The following is a 24,088-nucleotide window of genomic DNA, read 5'->3' as shown; positions in this document are numbered from 1 at the left end:
AAATCATTTATATTTCATCTGCCAATCTTTTTATTGAAGTGTAAATTTTTACTTGTTCAGGAAGGTCGTTAGCATCATAGTTTAAAAGTTTTTTCCCAAGTAAAAACAGTTTGGTAGTTTCACTACTTTGCAATAACAGCTTGTTGAAGTCGTTTATGTAGTTGCTAATGTCATTTTCTTCGGGATAAATAGTAAAATAGGATATAAAAGTTATTTCTTTAAAGAAAGAAAGTAAATCTGTTAAGCTCTCCATAGGAACACTTTCTCCTAGGAATATGGTATGATATCCTTTACTTCTTAATTCGTAATTAATATATAGCAGTCCAATGTCGTGTATTTCATTCTCGGGTAAAAACAATACATAAGTCCTTGAATTGGGTTTGGGCTCTAGTATTTGTAACCTTTCGATGTTTAATAGGATTTTTTGTTTTATGTGAATGGATAAAAAGTGCTCGTGAGCAGGCGTGATGGTATTGGTTTGCCATAATAAGCCAACCTCATTTAATAAAGGGAGGAAAACAGAGTAGAATATTTCATTAAAGCTTTTATTTTCCAGAAGGGTATTGTAAGTGTTGTAAAAAAGGACTTGGTCAAAATTAACCATAGCTAATTTTAAGGCACTAATAGCGTGGTCTTCAACTTTAGATCGAGATACGATTTCTCTAACTTTAATGGGTATTTCTTCTTCTTTAAGAGCTGCTATTTTGGATATTTTAAAGCCATTATTGTTTAAAAAGGCAATGTTTAATAGTTTTTGTAAACTAGTCAAACTGTAATTTCTAATATTGGTGTCGGATCTATTGGGGCTTAATAAACTATAACGCTTTTCCCATATCCTAATGGTATGTGCTTTAATCCCTGAAAGATTTTCAAGGTCTTTAATACTAAAATTAACTTTAATATTGTTCATTTAAATTTAATTTATGTTAAACAAACTTACGAATTTATTTAATAATTTGCTAACATATTGAATTTGTTTTTAATAACCTTATGTTGCACAATGCCCAGATTGAATTTGTCGCGAACGATTTTATAGATGTCTTTAAAGGTTGTTTTTGTATGAATATCAACTATATTAGCACAGCAATTTATTTGATTAAAAAGAACAAAATTGAACTATCTAACGCTTAGCTTAAAAACTCATTACACACTATTTTTATTATTGCCTTTATTTTTGATTTCGTGTGATAAGAAAAGCACTAAATATATTTCGGTAACTGAGGAGAATAAAAACATTTTTACTTCAACAGAAGTCATTCCAGATAGTTTGTTTGTTGGTGATCAGGCATGTAAGGAGTGTCACAAAGAGGCGTTTAAAAACTGGAAAGGATCACACCATGATAAAGCGATGCAGGTTGTTTCTGATTCAAGTGTTTTAGGGGATTTTAATGATGTGAAGTTTAGGAGTCAGGGCGTTACTTCTCATTTTTATAAAAAAGGAAACGATTATTATGTAAATACAGAGGGACCAGATGGGGTAAACCATGATTACAAAATAGAATACACCTTTGGAGTTAAACCGTTGCAACAATATATTGTTAAATTTCCCAATGGTCATTATCAATGCCTGAGAACAGCATGGGATACCGAAAAAAAGGTATGGTTCGATCTGTATCCCGATTTTAAGGTTGTGCATTCAGAGTGGTTACACTGGTCGAGAGGTGGTTTGAATTGGAACAATATGTGTGCTGATTGCCATTCGACAAATGTTAGGGAAAATTACGATCAAGCATCTCATAGCTATGATACAAAATATGCTATTATTAATGTAAGTTGTGAAGCGTGTCATGGTCCTGGTAAAGCTCACATAAGCGAGGTAACAAAATTAGGAAAGCGTTACATGCCTCAAGGCGATATGAAAATGACCTCCATGACAGCTCCTAAAGCGTTGGTAGACCAGTGTGCAAGATGTCATATGCGAAGAGAGCAAATTTCTGAGTATTACAATTTTGAAGGCAAAATGTTGGATCATTATTTCCCGCAATTAATCACAGAGGGAATTTATCATTCAGATGGACAAATCTTAGATGAAGATTACGTTTATGGTTCATTTGTGCAAAGTAAAATGTACCATAATAATGTGACCTGTACCAACTGCCACAACCCACATTCTTTACAATTAAAGTTTGAAGGTAACAAACTGTGCGCACAATGTCATGAACCAAAACAGTTTGACACACCTTCACACCATTTTCATCTGGAGAATTCAGAAGGGGCAAAGTGTGTTAATTGCCACATGACTGGTAAATTTTATATGGGTAATGATTTCAGGCATGACCATAGTTTTAGGATTCCCCGACCAGATATAAGTTTAAAATACGGAACCCCAAATGCCTGTACGCAATGTCACACAGACAAGGATAATGCATGGGCTTGGGAAAATTATAAAAAGCAACACGGTATACCAAATAAACATTTTTCAGATTTGTTGGCACCTGCTTTAACAGGAAGTGAAGAAGGACTGGAGTCCTTGCTTAGTTTGGCAAAGGACACAATTTATCCAGCCATTGCAAGGGCATCGGCTGTAAGGGGGATGAGTATGTATATGAATGCTAGTCTTATAGATCAGACAGTCGTTTTTTTACAAGATCAAGAACCGTTGGTGAGGGGAGCGGCTTTGGATGTGTTAGGAGAAGTTAATAGTAATGCGTATGCAAATTATTTTTTACCACTCTTAAAGGATGATATGCGTTCGGTAAGAGTTAAGGCTTTTTTTGCGCTTGGAGGATTGGACGAGCTGCAAATACCTGAAACCTATAAAGATGTTTATAAAAGGGTAAAAACGGAATTCAATAGAAACTTAGATGTCAATGCCGATTTTGTTGGAGGCAGGGTTAAAAAAGCTAATTATTATTTAAAGAAAGGAAAGTTATTAGATGCAATTAAAGGCTATGAAAACGCTTTGGAAATAGATGCGATGAACAATGTGGTTAGAACAAACTTGGCTAACTTATATTATAGGAATGGCAACATGGATAAAGCCGAAGCTGCATTTAAAACCATTATAGAGCAAGAACCCGAATATGGGGAAACTTATTATTCTTATGCTTTGTTGTTAGCGGAGCTCAATAGGCAGGAAGAAGCTATTGGGCAAATAAAAAAAGCAATTCACTTTATGCCAGATAATACAAAACTTTATTATAACTTAAGTTTAATGTATGTAAAGGTAAGCGATTTTGTTAATGCTGAAGCGACAGCAGTAAGTGGCTTGAAAAAATCACCAAATAATGATAGGCTGTTATATATACTGGCCTACGTATATTCTGAAGGTGGTCAAGTGGAAAAAGCAAAGAACATTACTGCCAGATTGGTGGAGATGTATCCTAATAATTCAGAGTACAAAACTTTTTTTAATCAGTTAGAGCTTCAACGGAATAACTAAAATAAAAAAAGGCCAAGCAAATTGCTTAACCTTTCTGTGACCGGGCTGGGGCTCGAACCCAGGACCCTCTCCTTAAAAGGGAGATGCTCTACCAACTGAGCTACCCGGTCTTGTATTACCTCTCGTAATGCGGGTGCAAATATACAGGCTTTTATTAGAAAAGCAAGCTCTTTTTTAAATGCAATTAGGAAAATGTAATTAACCCTTTTTAAATCAGTTAACTACAGGGTAAATATTTTTAAAAAGTAAAAAATATCAGGAAATAAAGTTTAGTTAAGTATAAGAAAACGTCAAGAAGTTTCTTTAGGAGACAGTTTTAAGAAAACTATTTTAGTGCGCACGAGAAGACTCGAACTTCCACATCCTAAACGGATACTAGCCCCTCAAGCTAGCGCGTCTACCAATTCCGCCACGTGCGCATAAATGATGTTGGTAAAAATAAAAAAAGTTAAGCAATTCGCTTAACCTTTTTGTGACCGGGCTGGGGCTCGAACCCAGGACCCTCTCCTTAAAAGGGAGATGCTCTACCAACTGAGCTACCCGGTCATTGTATTACCTCTCGTAATGCGGGTGCAAATATAATGGCTTTAATTAAAAAAACAATGCTTTTTTTAGGTTTTTTTTGTTTTTTTGTGGGATCAAATAGGTATACTTTTAATAATCAATTTATAGCAGGAAAATGATAATCACTTTAATTGGATATATGGCTTCGGGGAAGTCGACTTTGGGTAGGGAATTGGCAGTAAAATTGAATTATGATTTCATAGATCTGGATGATTATATTGAAGCAAAGGAGAACACTTCAGTTAGTAATATATTTAAGACAAGGGGAGAGATTTATTTTAGAAGTATAGAAACCAAATATTTAAAAGCTTTAATAGAAAACGATCACAATCTTATCTTATCGTTAGGGGGGGGGACACCGTGTTATGGAAATAATATGGAAATGCTTTTAAATACACCACATGTAAAAAGTATTTACCTAAAGGCTAGTATACCAACGTTAGTAGCCAGGCTGAAAAACGAGACATGTAAGCGTCCTTTAATTGCACATCTAGCAACAGACGAACAGTTAACTGAATTCATCGGGAAACATTTGTTTGAGCGTACACAGTTTTATGCGCAATCACAATTAACTTTGTTAACCGATAATAAGGACAGTGTAACTATTGTTGATGAAATAATGAGGCAATTAATCCAATAAAACTTCAAAGGAGTCGCCTTCCAAGTGTACAGTTACATGTTCATGTAAGGATGTAGATAGGGAAATGCCCTTAAAATCTGCTTTAACAGGGTATTTTTTATGATTTCTGTTTACTAAAACTGCCGTTTTAAATTGTTTTAAGGGGACGTCTAAAAAGTGTTTTACCCCATATATTAAGGTTGTACCGGAATTTAAGACATCGTCTACTAAAACTAACGATTTATTAGTATACGCTTTGGCATCAATAGATGTTTTAATAGGGAGTGTGGGATTATCTTTATCTATGTTTACTTGGCACAAAACTGGAGTGATATCAGAAATTTTTAAAAGCTCATCCCTCAGCTTTTCTGCTATAAGGAAACCATTTGAGACAATGCCTGCCAATATCACTTCCTTTTCATTTACATTGTTTTCGTAGATTTGATAAGCAATACGTCTAATTTTATGGTTAATTTCGTTATGGGACAGTATTATATTATTTTTAACATTCATTCGAGTATGTATAAAATTAGAGGATAAAATTACTCATTTTCATCATTAAAATCATCAATGTCCCTGCGATCTTTTTTTGTGGGGCGTCCAGTTCCTTTTTTTCTGTAATAATCTTTCGAGTATTTTAAAAGTTCTAAAGCCTCAAATTGTTCCTTTGGGGTTGTATCGGTTCTATAAATATCTACTAGTTTAGCGCCAACTCTACTTTCGGGAATGTCATTAACGGTTAGTCGATAGTTAATTTGGTTTTTCCTTAATTCAATAATATCTTGGGCATAAACTTCCCTACTGGGCTTAATAATTTCTTGATTTACCCGTACCTGACCTTTCTTGCAGGCGGTTGTTGCCAGTGTTCTGGTTTTATAATATCTAACACACCATAAAAACTTATCTATACGCATATAATTATTGTGAAAACTACGTTAATGTTTTTGTGCAAGATTGTATTAAAATTGTATCTTGCGACCTCAAAAATAAACATTAATGTTGCATTGCGTACCGAAAATATATTTTTTAATATCACCGCTTAAGTAAGTGCAGCATTTTGCCTTAAAGAAAAAATAAATTATGCTAGTGAAATTAGAAAGAGTAAGTTTATTTATACTATGCTTAACCATTGGGTTTGTGTCTTGCAAAAAAGATGATGATGCAAATGAGCCTACGCCAGTTGAGATAAGAGATCGTGACGAACAACAAGAAGCCGATAATGATTCTATTATCGAATATTTTAAGAGTCATTATTATAATTCGAGCGCTTTTGTAGATAATCCAGACCCTAGTATAAACGATCTGGTAATAAGTAAGCTTCCAGAAAATGGAGAATTACCTGACCCAGACAACAATACCCTTTTATGGGATGCTTTAGAGGAAGAGAATGGACCATTGATTAAGAAAAGTTTGGTATTTGCTGAAACCGATTATGAGATCTATTATCTTGTATTGAATGAGGGAGGAGGAAAAGCTCCTAAGTTTTGTGATGATGTATTGGTGACTTACGAAGGGTTTAAGTTAAACGACGATATTTTTGATAGTGCAGTAACGCCAGTGGAGTTTGATTTGATTACAGAAGTGGCTGTTTCAGGATGGCGAAAGATATTACCTGAGTTTAGAGCTTCAGTAGGTTATACCGATTTGGGAGATGGCACTATTGATTTTGTAAATCATGGAGTAGGTGTGATGTTTATCCCTTCAGGCTTGGCATACTTTTCCAGTGCTACTTCTGGTATTCCAGCTTATTCGCCAATTTGTTTTAAGTTTGAATTATTACAAACCTATCAAAATGATCATGATGGGGATGGAATCCCAACCTACCTTGAGGACTTAAATAATGATGGAGAGTTTACATTAGAAGATGATGATACCGATGATGATAACCAGGTGGATTTTCTGGACACTAATGATGATGGCGATTTGAAGCTAACAAAAGATGAAATTGAACTTTCCACTTATACCGATATTGACACGCGAGAAGAACTCGAAAACATGGCTTCGGGTGCTTTTAAGGAGTTAATAGAGGTTATAGAGCAGGAAGATGGAAAGTTCGCCGGAACCATATTGAATCTGGATCCAGATGGAGACGGTAAAGCACAGTATCTGGATAGCACGTTATAAGGCTTAACAAACAAAATAACTATAAATAGTATTGAGCAGTGTCTTATTGTAAAGATGCTGCTTTTTTGTTTAATAGTATCTTAGCGGAATAATAGAGCGCGCTTACCTGAATTATATTTTTATAGCTTCGAGTGTTTTTCGATCTAAGGAGAAGAATGTATCGAGAAGTTCTCTGCGAATAGTTCTCGATACAAATTTGTTCGTCTCTTATAAATTCACTCGAACTTGACCGTCAGTTTGTTAGGTCAATAAGGTCAGCTTTATCAATAGAACTGAGTTAACTTGTAGTTAACGTAAATCTTAGGTGGTAAATTGTCGCCTGTAAGTATATTAAATTTGTGATTTGGTGTAATAAATTTAGTGTAAGCTGTTTAAAGAAGAGACATGTAGATATAAATTAAGGGGTCTGAAAAGTGTGTATGAATGAAATGCAGAATAATCTGTTAAAAATAATTTGAATATCCGTTATGTGACATAAAGCAAAAAAAGTGCTTAGTCATTCAGATATTTCAACAAGCTCAACACAGGCTTTGGAGGAATCTCTTATATAATAATTCAAAGATTCTTCACTACCATTTCGGCTGCTCTCAATGTCCGTTCTGAATGACGCACTTTTTAGACCTCTATTTTGTCCTGAAAACATAAATACTTACATTTCCATTTCACCACCACCGCCATCGAAATCTCCTCTGGAGCGTTGTGGTTTTTTCTTCTGATTAAAACGGTAAGTAAACGACAGGTTTAAACTGCGAATACGCCATTGGAATTCAGAATATCCAGTATATGTAGGTGTTGTTGTATTGGTCTTTCTTATACTCGAGTTAAATAAATCGCTTACAGAAAGTGCTAGAGACGCTTTTTCCTTAAATAAATCCTTGCTGAATGCTATATTGGAATACAACCTGCCTTTGTTTTTATTTTGGGCATCTTCTGAAGGGCCACTATAGTAAAAAGTTGTTTGCCAATCGATATTACCGGGCAATGTGTATTTATTGTTAAGGCGGGCGAACCAACTGGTGTTCTTTTTGTCCAGAACTAAACCATTAGGAGTAGTACCTTCGGTAGATCTGTTGAATAAGTTAAAGTTGGTGTTTAAATTCCATTTCTTGGTAGGTCGGTACATAAAGGTGAATTCAAAGCCCAAACGGTCTTCTGTGGCCAGATTAATAGGGCCGCGCTGAATGACATTTACCCATTCTCCGTTTATTAATACGTCTTCTCCTGTGTCAAAACTCACAAAAGAAAAGGCATCTGTTTCGTGTTGGTAGTATGCAGATGTCGTTAAGGTTAATTTTCCAAATTTTTTGTAGTACCCCAAATCAAGCTTGCCAGAGTAGCTAGGGTCTAAATCAGGGTTTCCTTGAAACACGCTAGTTAAGCTGGCTCTAGAAGGGAAGGGGTTCAGGAAAAAAGATCTGGGTCTGCTCAATCGTCGGTTATAACCCAGAGTTATATTTTCGTCTTCACTAAATTCATAGTTTAAGTTAATAGTGGGAAACAAACCAGTATAATTCTTTTTGTCAAAATCACCACTTGTCGGCTGATCGATAGTAATTCGCGTGCTTTCCATTCGAAGTCCTAAAAGAAAAGAAAACTTGTTTATTTTACTTCCAAATTGGGTATAAGCGGCATTAACATATTGCTTGAAATTTAAAAGATTGGATAAGTCGGTGTTCTTTTCAAAGTTATTAGTGCCGTCATTTAATATCTCAACGATATAGTCGGTACTGGTATTATCAAAATTACCACGATATCCCATTTCAAACTGACTGTTTTCACCTATAGGTAGAACATAGTCAGTTTGTAGTAATATTTGGGTTTGATCTTCTAAAGTAGCAACCATTTCTCTAAGTTCGTTATTGACAATAATCAATGAGTTTTCATCTTCGGTATTGTCTTCGTACTGAAAATCTAATGTTAATTTGTGTCCACTTTTATCAAATTGTTTGTCAAAATTTAAAGCATATTGTATGCGTTTGTCGTCCTCTAATTCGGGATCGCGTCGCATGCCGGTACTTATTAAGTTTAGATTTTCATCATACTGGTTAATTGTATTGGTTGTATTCCGTTCGTTGTCACTATTGCTCCATGTAATAGACCCGGTTAGCGAAGCAGAATCTGTAATATACCATTCGGCACCAAAATTTGTAGTTAGTCCTTTGCGGATTCTTTCTGTATCTTGATCTTCTTCTAAGGTGATTTGAGTGTCTTTAGTATAGTTTCTACTGTAAGAATATCCAGGGCTTTCACTATAGCGGTAACTGGTAGTGTTAAAAATATTGATGTCTCCGGTTCTGTGATTTATATTCGTTGATACTCCAGCAGATTTAGGTAGTCCGCCATTAAGGGTAATGGCACCATTAGTTCCTAACAGCTTACTGCGTCTTAAAATAATGTTTAATATACCGGCTGTTCCTTCTGCATCATAACGAGCCGAAGGAGAAGTAATAACTTCTACACGTTCAATAGATTCGGCAGGCAATTGACGAAGGGCAGCGGTTGAATTTAGACCAACTAAACCAGATGGTTTTCCGTTTATTAGTATACGAACATTACTTTGGCCCCGTAACGATACATTGCCTTCTACATCAACAGAAACCGAAGGGACATTGTCCAAAACATCGCTCACTGTGCCTCCTCTAACTGTTAGATCCTTGCCCACATTGTATATTTTTTTATCTAATTTTAATTCAACTGTGGTACGTTCTGCTATAATTTCAACTTCATCTAAGCTTTCTGTACTTAATTCAAGAAAAATGGTGCCTATATTGGTAGACGAGGTGAGTTTTTTATTGGTAAGGGTTATTGTTTTAAATGAGATGTATTCTATGGATATGTCGTAGGTGCCAGAGCGTACAAGAATGCTAAAGTCGCCATTGACATCTGTAATGCCACCTGTTTCGATTTTATTTTCCTCTTTGCTGAAAAAAGAAATAGTAGCGTACTCTAAAGGTTCCTGGGTTTCTTTGTCAATGACTTTTCCAGTAATTATGACCTTTTTTAAAGAGGTGTTTTCTATAGGGTTTTTAGGTTGTGCATCTATTTTAGAGAAACATAAAACAATAGAAAAAATACATGGTAATAGTTTATACATAGTTTGCTTTTAGGAATTAGATCGCAAAAGTAGACCATGGTTTAAGCCTTATGGGTTAATAATTTGTTAAAAAAAATGGAGCGATATTTCCTATATAATGTCTAAGATAAGCTTGGGTGGTCGGTTAGAAAGGGCTTTGTTTCCGCCTATATTTATACGGGTTTAATTAAGTTAGAAACTCAAGTAAAATATCTGTAAGCTCATTATTAGAAAAACTAAGTTTCTTTAGTAGTATTTTCTATAAAAAATGACTTATTTTAATGATGTTTATGGGTTTAAAGATCAAATATTTATAAATACCCTTGAGATTTTCGTGATTTAGTGAGAAATTATAGCACTTGATGGTAAATAAATCTTAGAGGATTATAAAATACCCTTTATGAGTTCAGGAGGCCTGCCAATTACGGCTTCATTGCCATTTATAACTATAGGTCGTTCAATAAGTTTAGGATTGTCGACCATTGCTTTTATAATTTCATCGTCACTTAGTTGTTTGCCTTTAAAACTTGTTTTCCAAATGGTTTCGTTTTTTCTAATCAGATCTATTGGTGCAATATTAAGTAGGTTAATAATGTTTTTGAGTTCGTCTATTGAAGGCGTATCTTCTAAATATTTTACAATTTCAAAAGGTTTTCCTGATTGCTCTAAAATTTGTAAACCATTACGAGATTTACTGCATCTATTGTTGTGGAATATTTTTATCATTATATATAAATGTTGTATGTTTTTAATGCTTCGATAAGCTGTTTTGGGTTTTTAAAATGAATGCCGTTAATATTCAATTTTTTAGCAGCTTCAATATTTCTTAAATTGTCATCAATAAAAATAGCCTTTTTTGCTTTAATATTGTAACGGTCTAAAGTTGTCGTATAGATCTTAGCAAAAGGTTTTCTTGTTTTTTCTTCACCTGAAACAACAATGCCATCAAACCAGCTTAAAAAATTAAAGCGTTTTAAGGCTATAGGGAAAGTTTCATGGCTCCAGTTTGTTAATGCTACTATTTTGTACTTGTTCAATTTAACAAGAGAATCTAAAATATGAACAGTTTCATCAATACTGCCTCCAAGCATGTTTTCCCAATTACCGTAATACATTTTTATTAAATTCTCATATTCAGGAAAACGGGCAATAAGGTCATTAGTAGCTTGATTTAAAGGGTAACCTGCATCTTGATTTTCATTCCAATCAGTTGTACATATATTAGCTAAAAACCATTGCATTTTTTTGTGATCACCTTGAAAGGCATCTAAAAACACATATTCTGGGTTCCAGTCTATTAAAACACCACCTAAGTCAAATATAATGGTGTTAATTGTTGTCATAGTGTGTTTTTATCTTCTTCTTTTTGTCCCATCATCATTAAGTATGATTTTAAAAACGCATCAATATTGCCATCCATAACGGCGTCTACATTGCCCGTTTCGTGTCCGGTTCTAACATCTTTAACTAATTTGTATGGATGCATTACATAATTGCGAATTTGGCTCCCCCATTCAATTTTCATTTTACCCGCTTCAATGTCATCACGCTGAGCCAATTGCTTTTGTAATTCAATTTCATACAATTGCGATTTCAGCATTTGTAAGGCTCTAGCTCTGTTGTCGTGTTGCGATCGTGTTTCGGAACAAGATATTTGAATGCCTGTTGGTTTATGGGTTAATTGTACTTTGGTCTCTACTTTATTTACGTTTTGTCCACCAGCACCGCTAGATCGAGCAGTGGTTATTTCTAAATCAGCTGGGTTAAGTTCAATTTCAATGGTATCGTCTACAAGTGGGTATACATAAACAGAAGCAAAACTCGTATGGCGCTTGGCATTACTGTCAAATGGGGAGATACGAACCAATCGGTGTACTCCATTTTCACCTTTTAGCCATCCAAAAGCAAAATCACCTTCAATTTCAAGTGTAACCGTTTTTATACCAGCAACATCACCCTCTTGAAAGTTTAATTCTTTAACTTTAAAGCCATTTTTTTCTGCATACATAAGATACATACGCATTAACATACTTGCCCAGTCACAACTCTCGGTACCTCCAGCTCCTGCAGTAATTTGCAATACAGCACTTAAATTATCCCCTTCTTCAGACAACATATTTTTAAACTCAATATGTTCCAGTAAGGTTGTGGCTTTTTCGAATTGTGTTTCAACGTCTTCTTCAGAAGATTCCCCTTCTTTATAGAATTCGTATATAACCTCTAAATCCTCAATAAAGGTTTTAATTTTATTATAGTCTTCAATCCATTTCTTTTTAACGCGAAGCGATTTCATGACGACCTCGGCAGTTTTTGGATTATCCCAAAAGTCTGGTGCGAATGTTTGTTCTTCCTCGTTTTGTATTTCTATAAGCTTGACATCAACGTCAAAGATAGTGCCTTAGTTTGTCAAGGCGGGTGTTAAGATCTTTAATTTGATCTGATGTTATCATAGTAATGTTTTATTTTAAACAAAAATAGGATTATAAAACAATGTTGAAAAACTATAGCCAGGTTTTTTATGGTTATGACCTAAATTTATTTGTGTAGATTTATAGACTGTTTTTTAAGCACATTTTATGTTAAAACCTATCAAATTGTAATAATGAAAGAGTTATTTTATCTACCTGTATTTCTCCTTTTTTGTAACCTTCAATTTGGCTCAGAACACAAATGATAAATGTAAATATATTACAGTAAATTATGAACTTGGCGGTCAGTGATAATACATTTTTTCAAGTAAAGGCTATAGCAAATAAAGCCATTCAGAATATAGCTTTAAGCTTGGATAATAGCATGTATGGTTTGCAATATATGCGTTTGATTAAGCAATTTATCGAAAACCCAGAGGAGTTTAAGATTAAAGATGCACCGGGAATTTCTGAAGGATTACTAATTGTAGCGATATTTGCAACTATAATTTAAATTATGATAATAGATTTAAGAAGTGATACCGTAACCAAGCCTACACCGCAAATGCTCGAAGCCATGTTTCAAGCAAAGGTGGGAGATGATGTGTTTAGGGAAGACGAAACAGTTAATTTACTGGAGAAACGCTTAGCCAAAATGTTTGGTAAGGAAGATGCTTTGTTTTTTCCCAGTGGGAGTATGGCAAACCAAACCGCAATAAAGTTACATACGCAGCCTGGAGAACAGGTCATTTGCGATAAGTATGCCCATATATATAATTATGAAAGTGGAGGAGCCTCTTTTAACAGTGGTGTGTCCTGTAAGCTTATTGATGGACAAAGGGGAATGTTTAAGGCTGCCCAACTTATAGAAGCTATTAATCCAACCGATTATTATTATCCTTTAACATCGTTGGTGGCTATTGAAAACACAACGAATAAGGGAGGAGGTGCTTGTTGGGATTTTGAAGAGATTAAGAAGGTAAGAGCGGTTTGCGACAGTCATAATTTTGGTTTGCATTTAGATGGCGCCCGTTTGTGGAATGCTTTAGTTGTAAAAAATGAATCTCCAGAGGATTACGGTGCAATTTTCGACACTATTTCGATCTGTTTAAGTAAAGGTTTGGGGTGTCCTATAGGTTCTGTGTTGATAGGAGATACCCATATTATGAAGCAGGCCTTGCGTATCCGCAAGATTTTTGGAGGTAATATGAGACAAGTAGGTTATTTGGCTGCAGCTGGCTTATATGCATTAGATAATCATATAGAACGTTTGATAGAAGACCATAAACGAGCCAGGGAATTGGGAGATATCCTAAGTAAACAGCCCTTTATAAAAAATATAGAACCAATCGAAACCAACATTGTTATTTTCGAATTAAACAACGATGTTGATGAAGTGACTTTTAAACAATGCCTTGCGAGTAAGGACATCCATATAATAGGCATGGGAGGTGGTAAATTAAGAATGGTCACGCATTTAGATTACACCGATGCCATGCACCATAAGGTATTACAAGTTTTAAAGAATACTAATTTTACTAGCAACTAGCAACTAGCAACTAGCAACTAGCAACTAGCAACTAGCAACTTGCAACTTGCAACCAAGTAACCATAACTATTTAAACATATCCATTCCAGGAATGTTGGGCATGCCTTCTTTAGCAACTGCTGCGAGCTCTGTTTCATTAACTTGTGTAGCCCTTTCAATCGCTTTGTTTAGGGTTAATATAAGATAATCTTCCAGTTCTTCCTTATCCTCCAGTAGCGTTTCGTCTATTTCAATAGCTTTTATTTTTCTGTTGGCAGTAAGCGTAACTTTTACCTTGCTATCATGACTGTTTTCGTCAATTAAAACATTATCTAAGCGTTTTTTAGTCTCTTCTACTTTTCTTTGGGTTTCTTTGAGTTTACCCATCATATTCATCATGTCTCCAAACATAGCCTATATTTTAAGTTTTTAAGCTGCAAAATTATTAAATTTAAGAGGTTATTTTATATGTCATGTGTATTAAAATGAAAAATGGAGCGATTTTTTTGTTCTTAAGCTTTATTTTTGCCCTCTCTTGTAAAAAGGAAAGGCAAATGACAGACAAAATAGTGAGCATTGATGCTCCCAGAGCGAAAAAGATACCACAAGAATTACAAATTCACGGCGACGTTAGGATAGATAATTATTATTGGTTAAATGATAGGGAAAATCCAGAGGTTATCGATTATTTGAATGCCGAAAATGTTTATACAAAACAGGAGATGAAGCATACAGAGGGCTTGCAGGAAGCACTCTTTGAAGAAATGAAAGGGAGGATTAAGGAGGATGATACAACCGTGCCATATAAGTTTAATGGCTATTGGTATATTACGCGGTATGAAAAAGGAAAGGATTATCCTGTTTATGTTCGTAAAAAGGAAACCCTTGAAGCTCCCGAAGAAATTTTGTTCGATTGTAATGAGATGGCTAAAGACCATGCTTATTTTAATTTAGGGCGTATTGTTATTAGTCCAGACAACAAACTAGCCTGTTTTTCTGTAGATACGGTTAGTAGACGCCAATATACCATTCAAATCAAGAATTTAGAGACAGGAGAGATTTACCCCGATAAAATATTAAATACTACTGGAGGAGCAACATGGGCGAATGATAATAAGACACTGTTCTATACGATGAAGGACGAAGTAACACTTAGGTCGCATAAAATCTTTAAGCACAGACTGGATACTAGTTCGGAGCAAGATATTGAAGTGTATCATGAAGCAGACGAAACATTTAATACCTTTGTTTATAAAACTAAATCCAAAAAATATATTGTTATTGGTTCAGGTAGTACTTTAAGTTCCGAGTACCGCTTTTTAAATGCCGATACACCAGATGAAGATTTTAAGGTGTTTCAGGAGCGTACCAGTAATTTGGAATACAGTATTTCGCATTATGGAGATAGCTTTTATATCATAGCGAATTGTGATGGTGCTACCAATTTTAAATTGCTTAAAACAAGCGAAGATACCACAGGAAAATCTTTTTGGGAAGATGTTATTCCACATAGAGACGATGTGCTTCTGGAGGATATAGAAATATTTAAAGATTATTTGGTAGTTAATGAACGCGAAAATGGTTTAAACAATTTACGTATTATTAGCTGGGATAAGAGTGAAGATTACTATTTGCCTTTCGACTCAGAAACCTATACAGTTTATATAGGGAACAACCCCGATTTTGATAGTGACGTATTGCGTTATGGATTTAATTCCCTTACTTCACCAAGTGCTGTAATCGATTATAATTTTAAGACTAGGCAAAGCGAAATAAAGAAGGAACAAGAAGTTTTGGGAGGAAAGTTCGATAAAACTAATTATGTGTCCGAACGTATATGGGCGACAGCAAGAGATGGTGTTAAAGTGCCTATTTCTTTAGTGTACAGAAAAGGTATCGAATTGGATGGAACAAACCCTTTATTGCAATATGCATATGGATCTTATGGCTCTACTATAGATCCTTCGTTTTCCAGTATCCGATTAAGTTTGTTGGATAGGGGATTTATCTATGCGATAGCACATATTCGCGGCGGTGAATATTTAGGAAGAAATTGGTACGAGAACGGAAAGTTGTTAACCAAAAAGAATACGTTTTACGATTTTATAGATTGCTCGAAGCATCTTATCAACTTAAATTATACATCAAGTAAGCATTTGTATGCTTATGGGGGGTCTGCCGGTGGGTTATTGATGGGAGCTATTATAAATATGAACCCAGAATTATATCATGGTGTTATTGCTGCTGTGCCATTTGTAGATGTTGTTACGACCATGCTGGATGATTCAATTCCATTAACAACCGGTGAATATGACGAATGGGGTAACCCCAACCAACATAAATACTATAGCTATATGAAATCGTATTCTCCTTACGATAACGTTGAAGCTAAAAATTACCCGCACATGTTGGTAACTACAGGTTTGCACGATTCCCAAGTACAGTATTGGGAGCCCGCTAAATGGGTAGCAAAGCTTAGGGAGCTAAAAAAAGACAACAATAAACTATTGCTTTTTATTGATATGGATTCAGGACATGGAGGTGCTTCTGGACGTTTTGAAAGTTTAAAGGAAGTAGCTCTTGAATATGCATTTTTATTAGATTTGGAGGGAATTCATTCATAGATTAAAAAAAATGTTTACTTTTGCATGGTTTTGAGTTACAATTATTTTTAGTAATATTACTGTAGCTTATAAAAAGCATTTATGAAACACAGAAATCAAGTTTTTGATAATGTATTAGATTTAGTAGGCAAAACTCCGCTTATTAAACTTAACAAAATTGCTTCGGAGTTTGAGGGTAATTTCTTCGCAAAAGTAGAGTCCTTCAATCCAGGTAATTCTTCGAAAGACAGAATAGCGCTTTACATTATAGAACAAGCAGAAAAGAAGGGCATATTAAAGCCTGGAGACACAATTATAGAAACGACCTCAGGAAATACAGGTTTTAGTATTGCCATGGTAAGTATTATAAAGGGGTACGAGTGTGTTTTGGCTGTGAGTTCTAAGTCATCGGCCGATAAAATAGATATGCTTAAAACAATGGGGGCTAAAGTATATGTGTGTCCAGCGCATGTTAGTGCCGATGATCCAAGATCATATTATCAAGTAGCAAAGCGTTTACATGAAGAAATGAAAGGATCGGTTTATATAAATCAGTATTTTAACCAATTAAATATTGATGCACATTACAACAGTACCGGACCAGAAATTTGGAAGCAAACCGAAGGAAAGATTACCCACCTTGTTGCATGTAGCGGAACAGGCGGTACTATTTCTGGTACGGCTAAATACTTAAAAGAGCAAAAACCAGATGTCAAAATTATAGGAGTTGATGCATTTGGATCTGTTATAAAGAAATATCATGAAACACGTGAGTTTGATGAAAAAGAGATATACCCTTATCGTATAGAAGGATTAGGGAAAAACCTAATTCCTACAGCAACAGATTTCGATATTATTGACGAATTTGTAAAAGTAACAGACGAAGACAGTGCCCACACAGCTAGGTTGATAGCTAAAGAAGAAGGTTTGTTTGTAGGATACACTTCTGGAGCAGCTATGCAAGCTATTAAACAATTAGGGGAACAAGGAACATTTAGTGAAAATGATACTGTCGTTGTTATTTTTCCAGATCATGGATCGCGCTATATGAGCAAGATTTATAGTGATAAATGGATGAACGAGCAGGGCTTTTTTGACAGTGTTAATGTAGAAGCAGCTCAAAATATTGAGTATATAAAATAACCGAGATAACAAAGTATTTAAAAGAGATAACAATTTTGAAAATGCAAAATGTTGTCTCTTTTTTTATTTTATAAATAATTGAAGGCAAAAATTATGGTCAAACCATATAAATATTTAATTTTGCATCAATTAACCAAGGACTAAAAACTTTTTCATGAAGCTTACCAAAACAATTTAATTATGTTTTTGTTTTTCAAAAAAACAATTACAGAGGTAGTTTTATGACTTAAATTTTTTAATAGCAATAAGATTTGTAATAAATGAAGGATTTATTTGAAAAGATTTATAAAGACAAGGGGCCGTTAGGAAAGTGGGCTTCTCATGCTGAAGGGTATTTTGTATTTCCTAAACTAGAAGGTCAAATTTCCAATAGAATGAAGTTTCAGGGAAAAGATGTTATTACCTGGAGTATTAATGATTATTTAGGATTGGCAAATCATCCAGAAGTTCGTAAAGTGGATGCGCAAGCCGCAGCTGATCATGGATCGGCTTATCCAATGGGAGCCAGAATGATGTCTGGGCATACAGATTTACATGAGAAATTACAAGACGAACTGGCTTCGTTTGTTAATAAGGAGGCTGCTTATCTTTTAAATTTTGGTTACCAGGGAATGGTATCCACTATTGATGCATTGGTCTCTAAAGACGATATTATTGTATACGATGTTGATGCGCACGCTTGTATTATAGATGGTGTACGTTTGCATATGGGGAAACGATTCACTTATAAGCATAATGATGTTGATAGCTTAGAGAAAAATTTAGCACGCGCTACTAAAATGGCAGAACAAACCGGAGGAGGTATCTTGGTTATTTCTGAGGGTGTTTTTGGCATGCGAGGAGAACAAGGACGTTTAAAGGAAATAGTAGCTTTAAAGGAGAAATATAGTTTCCGATTTTTAGTAGACGACGCCCATGGTTTTGGAACCTTAGGTAAAACAGGAGCTGGAGCTGGAGAAGAACAAGGCGTACAAGATGGTATTGATGTGTATTTTGCAACTTTTGCAAAATCTTTAGCCAGTACAGGAGCGTTTATTGCAGCCGATCAAGAAATTATAGATTATCTTAAATACAATCTGAGATCTCAAATGTTTGCAAAATCTTTGCAAATGCAGTTAGTTGTTGGTGCTTTAAAGCGTTTGGAAATGTTAAAAACCATGCCCGAGTTAAAAAATAAACTTTGGGAGAATACAAGAGCTTTACAAAGCGGTTTAAAAGAGCGCGGTTTTGACATAGGGACAACACAAAGTTGTGTAACACCAGTATATCTTAAAGGAAGTATTCCTGAAGCTATGGCTTTGGTTAAGGACTTACGTGAAAACTATGGTATATTTTGTTCCATAGTTGTCTATCCTGTAATTCCTAAAGGTTTAATACTGTTACGATTAATACCAACGGCAACGCACACACTAGAAGACGTAACAGAGACATTAGATGCGTTTGATACTATTAGAGAGCGATTAAAAAATGGAACATACCAAAGACTGTCTGCATCAGTAATGGCGGCTATGGGAAGTTAATAGCGTTTAGTTTAATATAAAAAACAGATGGCCGATTCAAAATTATTGAATCGGCCATCTGTTTTATGCTATATCCTTTTTATAAGTTTTTCTACGCCTTATAACTTCTGGATTAAAATGTTTCCATATTTGTTTTATGGCAATGTTGTCTTCCAGTTCAGGGGTTCTTAGGCAGGTTTCTATGCCTTTTTTAGTGAAAATGTCGTAGTACTCATTGAAAATAAGGGCATGAATACCTTTGTTCTGATAATCTGGGTGGATGCCTATCAAGTAGAAAATAACATCTTTACTATGCTTTTTAGCATGCAAAATATGTTTAAATCCAAAAGGGAATAATTTTCCTTTGGCTTTTTGCAATGCCCTTGCAAAGGAAGGCATTACAATTGCAAAAGCGATTAAGTTGTCGTTAGTATCTACAACAAATTTTATATATTCTGGGTTGATAAAGCTTATAAATTTATTTTTAAAATATTCCTTTTGAATATCTGTAATGGCAACAAAAGAGGACAATCCGGCGTAGCTATCATTAAACAGGTCGAACATCTTGTCTACATAGGGCATTACTTCTTCTGTTTTTGTAAAGTTAAGCGACTTTAGCTGATAACGTTTTTTTATGACAATTTGTGCTTTTTTAAAAAATTCAGGTTTTACATTACTAAAAGGGAAACTACTTTCTGAATACGATTTTTCGACAGTGTACTTAGCGGCTTCATAATGCTTAATATAGTATGGGTGGTTGTACCATGTAATCATTGTGGAAAGCGTGTCAAAGCCTTCGGTCATAACGCCAACCTTGTCCAAATTGGAAAAACCAACAGGGCCTTCAGCATAGTTGAGATCGTGGGCTTTACCAATAGTTTCTACCTTGTTAAGGAGTGCCTGGGAAACTTCTAGGTCATCGATAAAGTCAAACCAGCCAAACCGCATTTTCTTTATGTTTTGACCCTTTACTTCCAACCAGTTTATTATGGCTGCTACCCGACCAACAATTTCATTGCCTCTATATGCAAGCCATAAAGTAGCTTCGGCATCCATGAAGACTGGGTTTCCTTTTTTGTCAAAAGTTTTCATCTCTTGACTAATAATAGGTGGCACCCAATAAGGAGAACCTTTATATAACTTAAAAGGGAATTTAACAAAAGCCTTTAATTCCTTTTTTGTTTTTACTTCTTTTAATGTAATCATATTAAAATAATAAACTCCGAAGATTATTAATTAAAATCCTGAGACTTCTTTTTTCGTTTGCCTGTTTTTCTACTGTTTAATTGACGTATTCTTTCGTCCTTGGCAGAAGCGCCATTGTCAATGTTTTTCTCTTCTTTATCTTTGTGGAAATCCAATCTGTAGGACATGCCAAAGTTAACACTAAATACTGAAGGGGTATCTTTTGTATTAAAAGTTAGCGCTGTATCTAACTGAAAATCTTTTCCCCATAAATAAGCACCACCAAACCGAAACAGGTTATCTGCATAAAAGTCACTTTTAATGCCCTGCGTTTCTCCAAATACAACCCATTTTGGGCTAAACGAGTGGGTAAGTGTAAGGATGTACTGGAAATCTGATTGATCTGTGCCAATACGATCTTTGATTAAATTCATGACAAACACCCAGCCACCGGAAAAGTTGTTTTGTGTAGCAATCATGACTTTAGGACTAAAACCTTCAATACCCTGGTCCGTATAAGGGTTATTTTTGGTATCGTAATTAGCGCCTGCATAAACCGAAACGGCAGGTATTAAAGACCGCCATTTAAAGCCATGGTTAGCCTTCCAACTGTATAAGTTGGGCTTGTCGGCCTCAGAATTCTTATAGGGATCGTAAACAAGGTATTTAGCGCCCAAGGTTAAATTTTTAAAATTGGAGCGCTTGTCTTCTGCAGCAATATTGGAGGTATAGGTTTTTGTGTCGTTTTGGTAAGTTCCTTCAAAATTTAATTCCAACTCTTCAAAAAGCAAACCGTATCGTGCGGCAAAATCAATTCCAAATCCAGAAACTTCGTAAGTTGCTGCTGGAGTTCTTTCTTCCTTTAAAATGTATGGTCCCACTTCCAGTTGAGCAACATTGGTGCCAACAGAAAAAGCACTACGGGAAACGCCAGGTCTATTGGAGTTTATGACTTCGGTATATTGACAATAAGCTTGTGAGGAAACAATAAGGCTAAAAAGAACTAAGGCAGATTTGATAGGGTTCATAATTTAAAGTTTTAAAAATAAAACAGTGCGAATTTTAAAAGTATGCAGAATGTATACATAACTAAATAGGTATCAAATATAGATATTTTATACTTTTTTTATCATTTTTCATCGATTTTTAAGCATATAGAATTGTATTTTTGCAAAAAAGATATTTCAATGTTACAATACGCTTCAGCAGTTGGTTTGGTAAGAATGATATTAATCATTCTGTTAATTTATTTTGGTGTAAAAATACTGGCGCGTTTATTTATGCCGTTTCTAGCTAAGTATGTTGTGAAAAAAGCAGAACAACGCTTTGGGGGGCAATTTAATCAGTATCAAAACAGAGCTAAGCAAGAAGAAGCTAGAAAAGAGGGCGAGGTGAGTATCGATAAAATACCAAATACCAAAACTTCAAATAAAGATGTAGGAGATTATGTAGATTACGAAGAAATTGATTAATTTCACGACCATTGTTTTAATCACTTTTCATGCAATTTTCAACTAAAAGCGTACTTCCGCACTTACTTGTTCTATTAGGTTTTGTTATACTTTCTTTAGGCTATTTTAGTCCAGTTTTAAAAGGGAAACAACTGTTTCAAAGCGATATCATGCATTACATTGGTATGTCGAAACAGCAAAAAGATTTCAGAGTTCAAACTGGAGAGGAAACCTACTGGACCAATAGTGCTTTTGGTGGGATGCCAACCTATCAGTTAGGGGCAAAATACCCACACAACTATATTAAAAAGCTAGATTTAACGCTTCGGTTCTTACCACGACCAGCCGATTACTTGTTTCTATATTTTTTAGGGTTTTATGTCCTCTTGCTGGTCTTAAAAGTCGATTATAAGCTTGCAGTCCTGGGTGCTCTTGCTTTTGGTTTCTCTACGTATCTCATTAGTTTTATAGGTGTTGGTCATAATAGTAAAGTTCATGCGATTGCTTATATGCCCTTGGTACTTAGTGGCATATTGTTAACGTTTCAACGGAAATACATTGCTGGCTTTTTGCTTACTACTGTGGCTATGGGCTTGGAATTGGTGGCTAATCATTTCCAAATGACTTATTACTTATTGTTATTGGTAATTGTTTTAGGGATTACTTATTTGGTGGATGCTTATAGAACCAAACAACTATCACATTATTTTAAGTCAATCGGTATTTTGGTCTTTGCTGTATTGCTGTCTATAGCTTTAAATGCGACCAGTATTTTGGCAACACAAGAATATGTAAAAGAAAGCTCACGCAGTAAAAGCGAATTAACCATAAATCCAGATGGGACGCCTAAAGAGGTGACTACAGGGCTGGATCGAAATTATATTACTCAGTTTAGTAATGGAATTTTAGAAACATTTAGCATTTTTATCCCAAGGTTTTTAGGTGGTGGAAGCTTTGAAAATTTAGGTAAAGATTCATCTACTTATGAAGCTTACAGAAAGTTAGGAGCAACTACTAGTCAAGCACTACAGGAATCAAAACGCGCGCCAATGTATTGGGGAGATTTGCCTATAATTGAAGCGCCAGCTTATATTGGTGCGGTTGTTTTATTTTTATTTGTATTTGCGTTATTTATGGTTAATGGCCGTTTAAAATGGTGGCTTATTGGAGGAACGCTCTTATCATTACTCTTGTCCTATGGAAAGAACTTCGCTATATTAACAGATTTCTTTATTGATTACGTGCCGCTTTATAATAAGTTTAGAGCTGTAAGTTCCATTCAGGTTATTTTAGAACTGTGTGTTCCTGTATTGGCTGTTTTCGGATTGCATACTCTGTTAAAAAAGGAAAGAAACCAGGAAGAACTATTAAAAAACTTAAAATACAGTTTAGGCATTACAGGAGGTATTGCAATAGTGTTTTTATTGTTTAAAAATTCATTGTTCGATTTTTCAGGAATCAATGATGGTTTTTATAGGCAAAACTATGGGCAGGCTTTTATAGATGCGATAAAGGAAGACAGACGCACCCTTTTCGTAGAGGATAGTATTAGAACATTGCTGCTGGTATTACTTTCGGCCAGTATAATATTTATGTTTTTAAAGGAGAAAATCAAAGAGCAATGGTTGATTATAGGTTTTGGAGTGCTTATTCTTTTTGATTTAGTTGGTGTTGATAGGCGTTATGTGAATAATGATGATTTCGTTTCGGCTAAGCAAGTAAGTACACCCTATCAAGCTAATGGAATTGATAGTGAGATATTGAAGGATACAACTTATTTTAGGGTCTTTGATGTAACATCTTCGGGCGCAAGGGCTTCTTATTTTCATAACTCCTTAAATGGGTATCATGCAGCTAAATTAAAGCGTTATGAAGACGTTTTTGATTTTTATGTTGCTACAAACAATATGAATGTGCTTAATATGCTTAACACTAAGTATATCATTGCCCAAAATGAGAAAGGCGAGCTTTTTAAGTATACCAATACAGAAGCCAATGGGAATGCCTGGTTTGTTAACGAATTTAAAACAGTTAGTTCTGCTAATGAGGAAATAAAGGCTTTGGATAGTTTGGATAATAAACGAGTGGCCGTGCTTAACACTATTGATTTTGGAAGCCGATTTAAATCTGCTGGCATTCCGAGTTTTAAGGTAGATTCTATGGCATCAATTAGATTGATTGAACACAAACCCAATTATTTAAAGTATAAATCGGAGAATACTAACGATGGTTTTGCCGTATTTTCGGAAGTATATTATCCCAAAGGTTGGAAAGCGTTTATAGATGGCAAAGCAGCCGATCATATACGTGTTGATTATGTTTTAAGGGGCATGGAAATACCAGCAGGATCTCATACCATAGAGTTTAAGTTTGATCCACAAGTTGTTAAAACGGGAAGTCACATTGCTTTAGCTAGTTCCATCGTTTTTGTACTATTACTCTTAGGGGGATTGTTTTATGGGATTAAGAAAAAATAGTTTGGTGTTCTTGTAATGAGAACCCCTTAATA

20 protein-coding genes and 3 tRNA genes are annotated in these 24,088 nt (G+C 35.0%); 10 read left to right on the top strand and 13 right to left on the bottom strand.

The window, feature by feature from the left end:
• Positions 1-7 precede the first annotated feature (7 nt).
• Positions 8-910 (bottom strand): MerR family transcriptional regulator, encoded by a 903-nt coding sequence (locus tag ABD792_RS12475; protein WP_345006501.1) that lies wholly within the window; start codon positions 908-910, stop codon positions 8-10.
• A gap of 201 nt (positions 911-1,111) precedes the next feature.
• On the opposite strand from ABD792_RS12475, the gene ABD792_RS12470 reads away from it, so the two are divergent.
• A complete protein-coding gene (locus ABD792_RS12470) occupies positions 1,112-3,382 on the top strand; it encodes a tetratricopeptide repeat protein (RefSeq protein WP_345006499.1) in 2,271 nt (756 codons plus the stop codon).
• A gap of 37 nt (positions 3,383-3,419) precedes the next feature.
• Here the strand turns inward: ABD792_RS12470 and ABD792_RS12465 are convergent.
• The 3 genes from ABD792_RS12465 to ABD792_RS12455 form a co-directional block, all read right to left on the bottom strand.
• A tRNA-Lys gene (locus tag ABD792_RS12465) sits at positions 3,420-3,492 on the bottom strand.
• 224 nt (positions 3,493-3,716) lie between these two features.
• A tRNA-Leu gene (locus ABD792_RS12460) sits at positions 3,717-3,801 on the bottom strand.
• 54 nt (positions 3,802-3,855) lie between these two features.
• Positions 3,856-3,928 (bottom strand) — tRNA-Lys (locus ABD792_RS12455).
• A gap of 133 nt (positions 3,929-4,061) precedes the next feature.
• Between ABD792_RS12455 and ABD792_RS12450 the strand changes: the two genes are divergently transcribed.
• A complete protein-coding gene (locus ABD792_RS12450; protein ID WP_345006498.1) occupies positions 4,062-4,586 on the top strand; it encodes a shikimate kinase in 525 nt (174 codons plus the stop codon).
• On the opposite strand, the gene ABD792_RS12445 is transcribed toward ABD792_RS12450, so the two are convergent.
• Positions 4,575-5,078 carry a phosphoribosyltransferase family protein gene (locus tag ABD792_RS12445; RefSeq protein WP_345006496.1) on the bottom strand — a complete coding sequence of 168 codons (504 nt, stop codon included), beginning with the start codon at positions 5,076-5,078 and terminating at the stop codon, positions 4,575-4,577. The two genes, ABD792_RS12450 and ABD792_RS12445, sit on opposite strands and share 12 nt — an antisense overlap.
• Before the next feature lie 29 nt (positions 5,079-5,107).
• A complete protein-coding gene (locus tag ABD792_RS12440; RefSeq protein WP_345006494.1) occupies positions 5,108-5,479 on the bottom strand; it encodes an RNA-binding S4 domain-containing protein in 372 nt (123 codons plus the stop codon).
• A gap of 172 nt (positions 5,480-5,651) precedes the next feature.
• Here ABD792_RS12440 and ABD792_RS12435 point away from each other — a divergent pair, with 172 nt between their 5' ends.
• Entirely contained in the window at positions 5,652-6,689 is a 1,038-nt protein-coding gene (locus tag ABD792_RS12435; RefSeq protein ID WP_345006491.1) for an FKBP-type peptidyl-prolyl cis-trans isomerase, read from the top strand.
• A gap of 649 nt (positions 6,690-7,338) precedes the next feature.
• On the opposite strand, the gene ABD792_RS12430 is transcribed toward ABD792_RS12435, so the two are convergent.
• From ABD792_RS12430 to prfB, 4 genes are all read right to left on the bottom strand, one after another.
• A complete protein-coding gene (locus tag ABD792_RS12430) occupies positions 7,339-9,783 on the bottom strand; it encodes a TonB-dependent receptor (RefSeq protein ID WP_345006489.1) in 2,445 nt (814 codons plus the stop codon).
• A gap of 363 nt (positions 9,784-10,146) precedes the next feature.
• A complete protein-coding gene (gene arsC, locus ABD792_RS12425; RefSeq protein ID WP_345006487.1) occupies positions 10,147-10,488 on the bottom strand; it encodes an arsenate reductase (glutaredoxin) in 342 nt (113 codons plus the stop codon).
• Complete coding sequence (locus tag ABD792_RS12420; protein ID WP_345006485.1) at positions 10,488-11,105, bottom strand: HAD family hydrolase; 618 nt, start codon at positions 11,103-11,105, stop codon at positions 10,488-10,490. The genes arsC and ABD792_RS12420 overlap by 1 nt, the downstream gene beginning before the upstream one ends.
• A protein-coding gene (prfB, locus tag ABD792_RS12415) for a peptide chain release factor 2 (RefSeq protein WP_345006483.1) occupies positions 11,102-12,212 on the bottom strand; the annotation gives its coding sequence in 2 pieces (ribosomal slippage) (positions 11,102-12,148 and positions 12,150-12,212; 1,110 coding nt in all). Before prfB ends, ABD792_RS12420 begins: the two co-directional genes overlap by 4 nt.
• A gap of 250 nt (positions 12,213-12,462) precedes the next feature.
• Between prfB and ABD792_RS12410 the strand changes: the two genes are divergently transcribed.
• Together ABD792_RS12410 and ABD792_RS12405 are read left to right on the top strand one after the other, a co-directional pair.
• Positions 12,463-12,684: a hypothetical protein gene (locus ABD792_RS12410; protein WP_345006482.1), complete on the top strand. Its 222-nt coding sequence runs from the start codon at positions 12,463-12,465 to the stop codon at positions 12,682-12,684.
• A gap of 3 nt (positions 12,685-12,687) precedes the next feature.
• A complete protein-coding gene (locus ABD792_RS12405; RefSeq protein ID WP_345006481.1) occupies positions 12,688-13,719 on the top strand; it encodes a threonine aldolase family protein in 1,032 nt (343 codons plus the stop codon).
• Positions 13,720-13,785: 66 nt separating this feature from the next.
• Here the strand turns inward: ABD792_RS12405 and ABD792_RS12400 are convergent, their stop codons facing one another.
• Positions 13,786-14,109 (bottom strand): YbaB/EbfC family nucleoid-associated protein, encoded by a 324-nt coding sequence (locus ABD792_RS12400; RefSeq protein WP_345006479.1) that lies wholly within the window; start codon positions 14,107-14,109, stop codon positions 13,786-13,788.
• A gap of 74 nt (positions 14,110-14,183) precedes the next feature.
• On the opposite strand from ABD792_RS12400, the gene ABD792_RS12395 reads away from it, so the two are divergent.
• From ABD792_RS12395 to capB, 3 genes are all read left to right on the top strand, one after another.
• Complete coding sequence (locus ABD792_RS12395; protein WP_425568160.1) at positions 14,184-16,322, top strand: S9 family peptidase; 2,139 nt, start codon at positions 14,184-14,186, stop codon at positions 16,320-16,322.
• An 81-nt stretch (positions 16,323-16,403) separates the two neighbouring features.
• Positions 16,404-17,444, top strand: coding sequence for a cysteate synthase (gene capA / locus ABD792_RS12390; protein WP_345006475.1), 1,041 nt, complete (start codon positions 16,404-16,406; stop codon positions 17,442-17,444).
• Between the two features lie 260 nt (positions 17,445-17,704).
• Positions 17,705-18,964 carry a cysteate-C-fatty acyltransferase gene (gene capB / locus ABD792_RS12385; RefSeq protein ID WP_345006473.1) on the top strand — a complete coding sequence of 420 codons (1,260 nt, stop codon included), beginning with the start codon at positions 17,705-17,707 and terminating at the stop codon, positions 18,962-18,964.
• Positions 18,965-19,027: 63 nt separating this feature from the next.
• On the opposite strand, the gene ABD792_RS12380 is transcribed toward capB, so the two are convergent.
• Both ABD792_RS12380 and ABD792_RS12375 read right to left on the bottom strand, forming a co-directional pair.
• Positions 19,028-20,149, bottom strand: a complete 1,122-nt coding sequence (locus ABD792_RS12380) for a GTP cyclohydrolase (protein ID WP_345006471.1) — start codon at positions 20,147-20,149, stop codon at positions 19,028-19,030.
• A 26-nt stretch (positions 20,150-20,175) separates the two neighbouring features.
• Positions 20,176-21,156, bottom strand: a complete 981-nt coding sequence (locus tag ABD792_RS12375) for a transporter (protein WP_345006469.1) — start codon at positions 21,154-21,156, stop codon at positions 20,176-20,178.
• Between the two features lie 159 nt (positions 21,157-21,315).
• On the opposite strand from ABD792_RS12375, the gene ABD792_RS12370 reads away from it, so the two are divergent.
• Positions 21,316-21,600 (top strand): DUF4834 family protein, encoded by a 285-nt coding sequence (locus tag ABD792_RS12370; protein WP_345006468.1) that lies wholly within the window; start codon positions 21,316-21,318, stop codon positions 21,598-21,600.
• Between the two features lie 29 nt (positions 21,601-21,629).
• Positions 21,630-24,056 (top strand): YfhO family protein, encoded by a 2,427-nt coding sequence (locus tag ABD792_RS12365; protein ID WP_345006467.1) that lies wholly within the window; start codon positions 21,630-21,632, stop codon positions 24,054-24,056.
• The last annotated feature ends 32 nt before the right edge of the window (positions 24,057-24,088 follow it).

Origin of the sequence: Snuella lapsa (assembly GCF_039539345.1) — a bacterium.
GTDB lineage: Bacteria > Bacteroidota > Bacteroidia > Flavobacteriales > Flavobacteriaceae > Snuella > Snuella lapsa.
The sequence above is the reverse complement of the archived record's forward strand: the minus strand, read 5'-3'. Positions and strand labels throughout refer to the sequence as shown.

Coding starts and splice junctions, on each gene's coding strand:
- ABD792_RS12405 (WP_345006481.1), top strand. CDS start 12,688: ATGATAATAGATTTAAGAAGTGATACCGTAACCAAGCCTACACCGCAA.
- ABD792_RS12380 (WP_345006471.1), bottom strand. CDS start 20,149: ATGATTACATTAAAAGAAGTAAAAACAAAAAAGGAATTAAAGGCTTTT.
- ABD792_RS12475 (WP_345006501.1), bottom strand. CDS start 910: ATGAACAATATTAAAGTTAATTTTAGTATTAAAGACCTTGAAAATCTT.
- ABD792_RS12430 (WP_345006489.1), bottom strand. CDS start 9,783: ATGTATAAACTATTACCATGTATTTTTTCTATTGTTTTATGTTTCTCT.
- ABD792_RS12440 (WP_345006494.1), bottom strand. CDS start 5,479: ATGCGTATAGATAAGTTTTTATGGTGTGTTAGATATTATAAAACCAGA.
- ABD792_RS12395 (WP_425568160.1), top strand. CDS start 14,184: ATGAAAAATGGAGCGATTTTTTTGTTCTTAAGCTTTATTTTTGCCCTC.
- ABD792_RS12445 (WP_345006496.1), bottom strand. CDS start 5,078: ATGAATGTTAAAAATAATATAATACTGTCCCATAACGAAATTAACCAT.
- capB (WP_345006473.1), top strand. CDS start 17,705: ATGAAGGATTTATTTGAAAAGATTTATAAAGACAAGGGGCCGTTAGGA.
- ABD792_RS12420 (WP_345006485.1), bottom strand. CDS start 11,105: ATGACAACAATTAACACCATTATATTTGACTTAGGTGGTGTTTTAATA.
- ABD792_RS12370 (WP_345006468.1), top strand. CDS start 21,316: ATGTTACAATACGCTTCAGCAGTTGGTTTGGTAAGAATGATATTAATC.
- ABD792_RS12375 (WP_345006469.1), bottom strand. CDS start 21,156: ATGAACCCTATCAAATCTGCCTTAGTTCTTTTTAGCCTTATTGTTTCC.
- ABD792_RS12450 (WP_345006498.1), top strand. CDS start 4,062: ATGATAATCACTTTAATTGGATATATGGCTTCGGGGAAGTCGACTTTG.
- ABD792_RS12365 (WP_345006467.1), top strand. CDS start 21,630: ATGCAATTTTCAACTAAAAGCGTACTTCCGCACTTACTTGTTCTATTA.
- ABD792_RS12400 (WP_345006479.1), bottom strand. CDS start 14,109: ATGTTTGGAGACATGATGAATATGATGGGTAAACTCAAAGAAACCCAA.
- arsC (WP_345006487.1), bottom strand. CDS start 10,488: ATGATAAAAATATTCCACAACAATAGATGCAGTAAATCTCGTAATGGT.
- ABD792_RS12410 (WP_345006482.1), top strand. CDS start 12,463: ATGAACTTGGCGGTCAGTGATAATACATTTTTTCAAGTAAAGGCTATA.
- capA (WP_345006475.1), top strand. CDS start 16,404: ATGAAACACAGAAATCAAGTTTTTGATAATGTATTAGATTTAGTAGGC.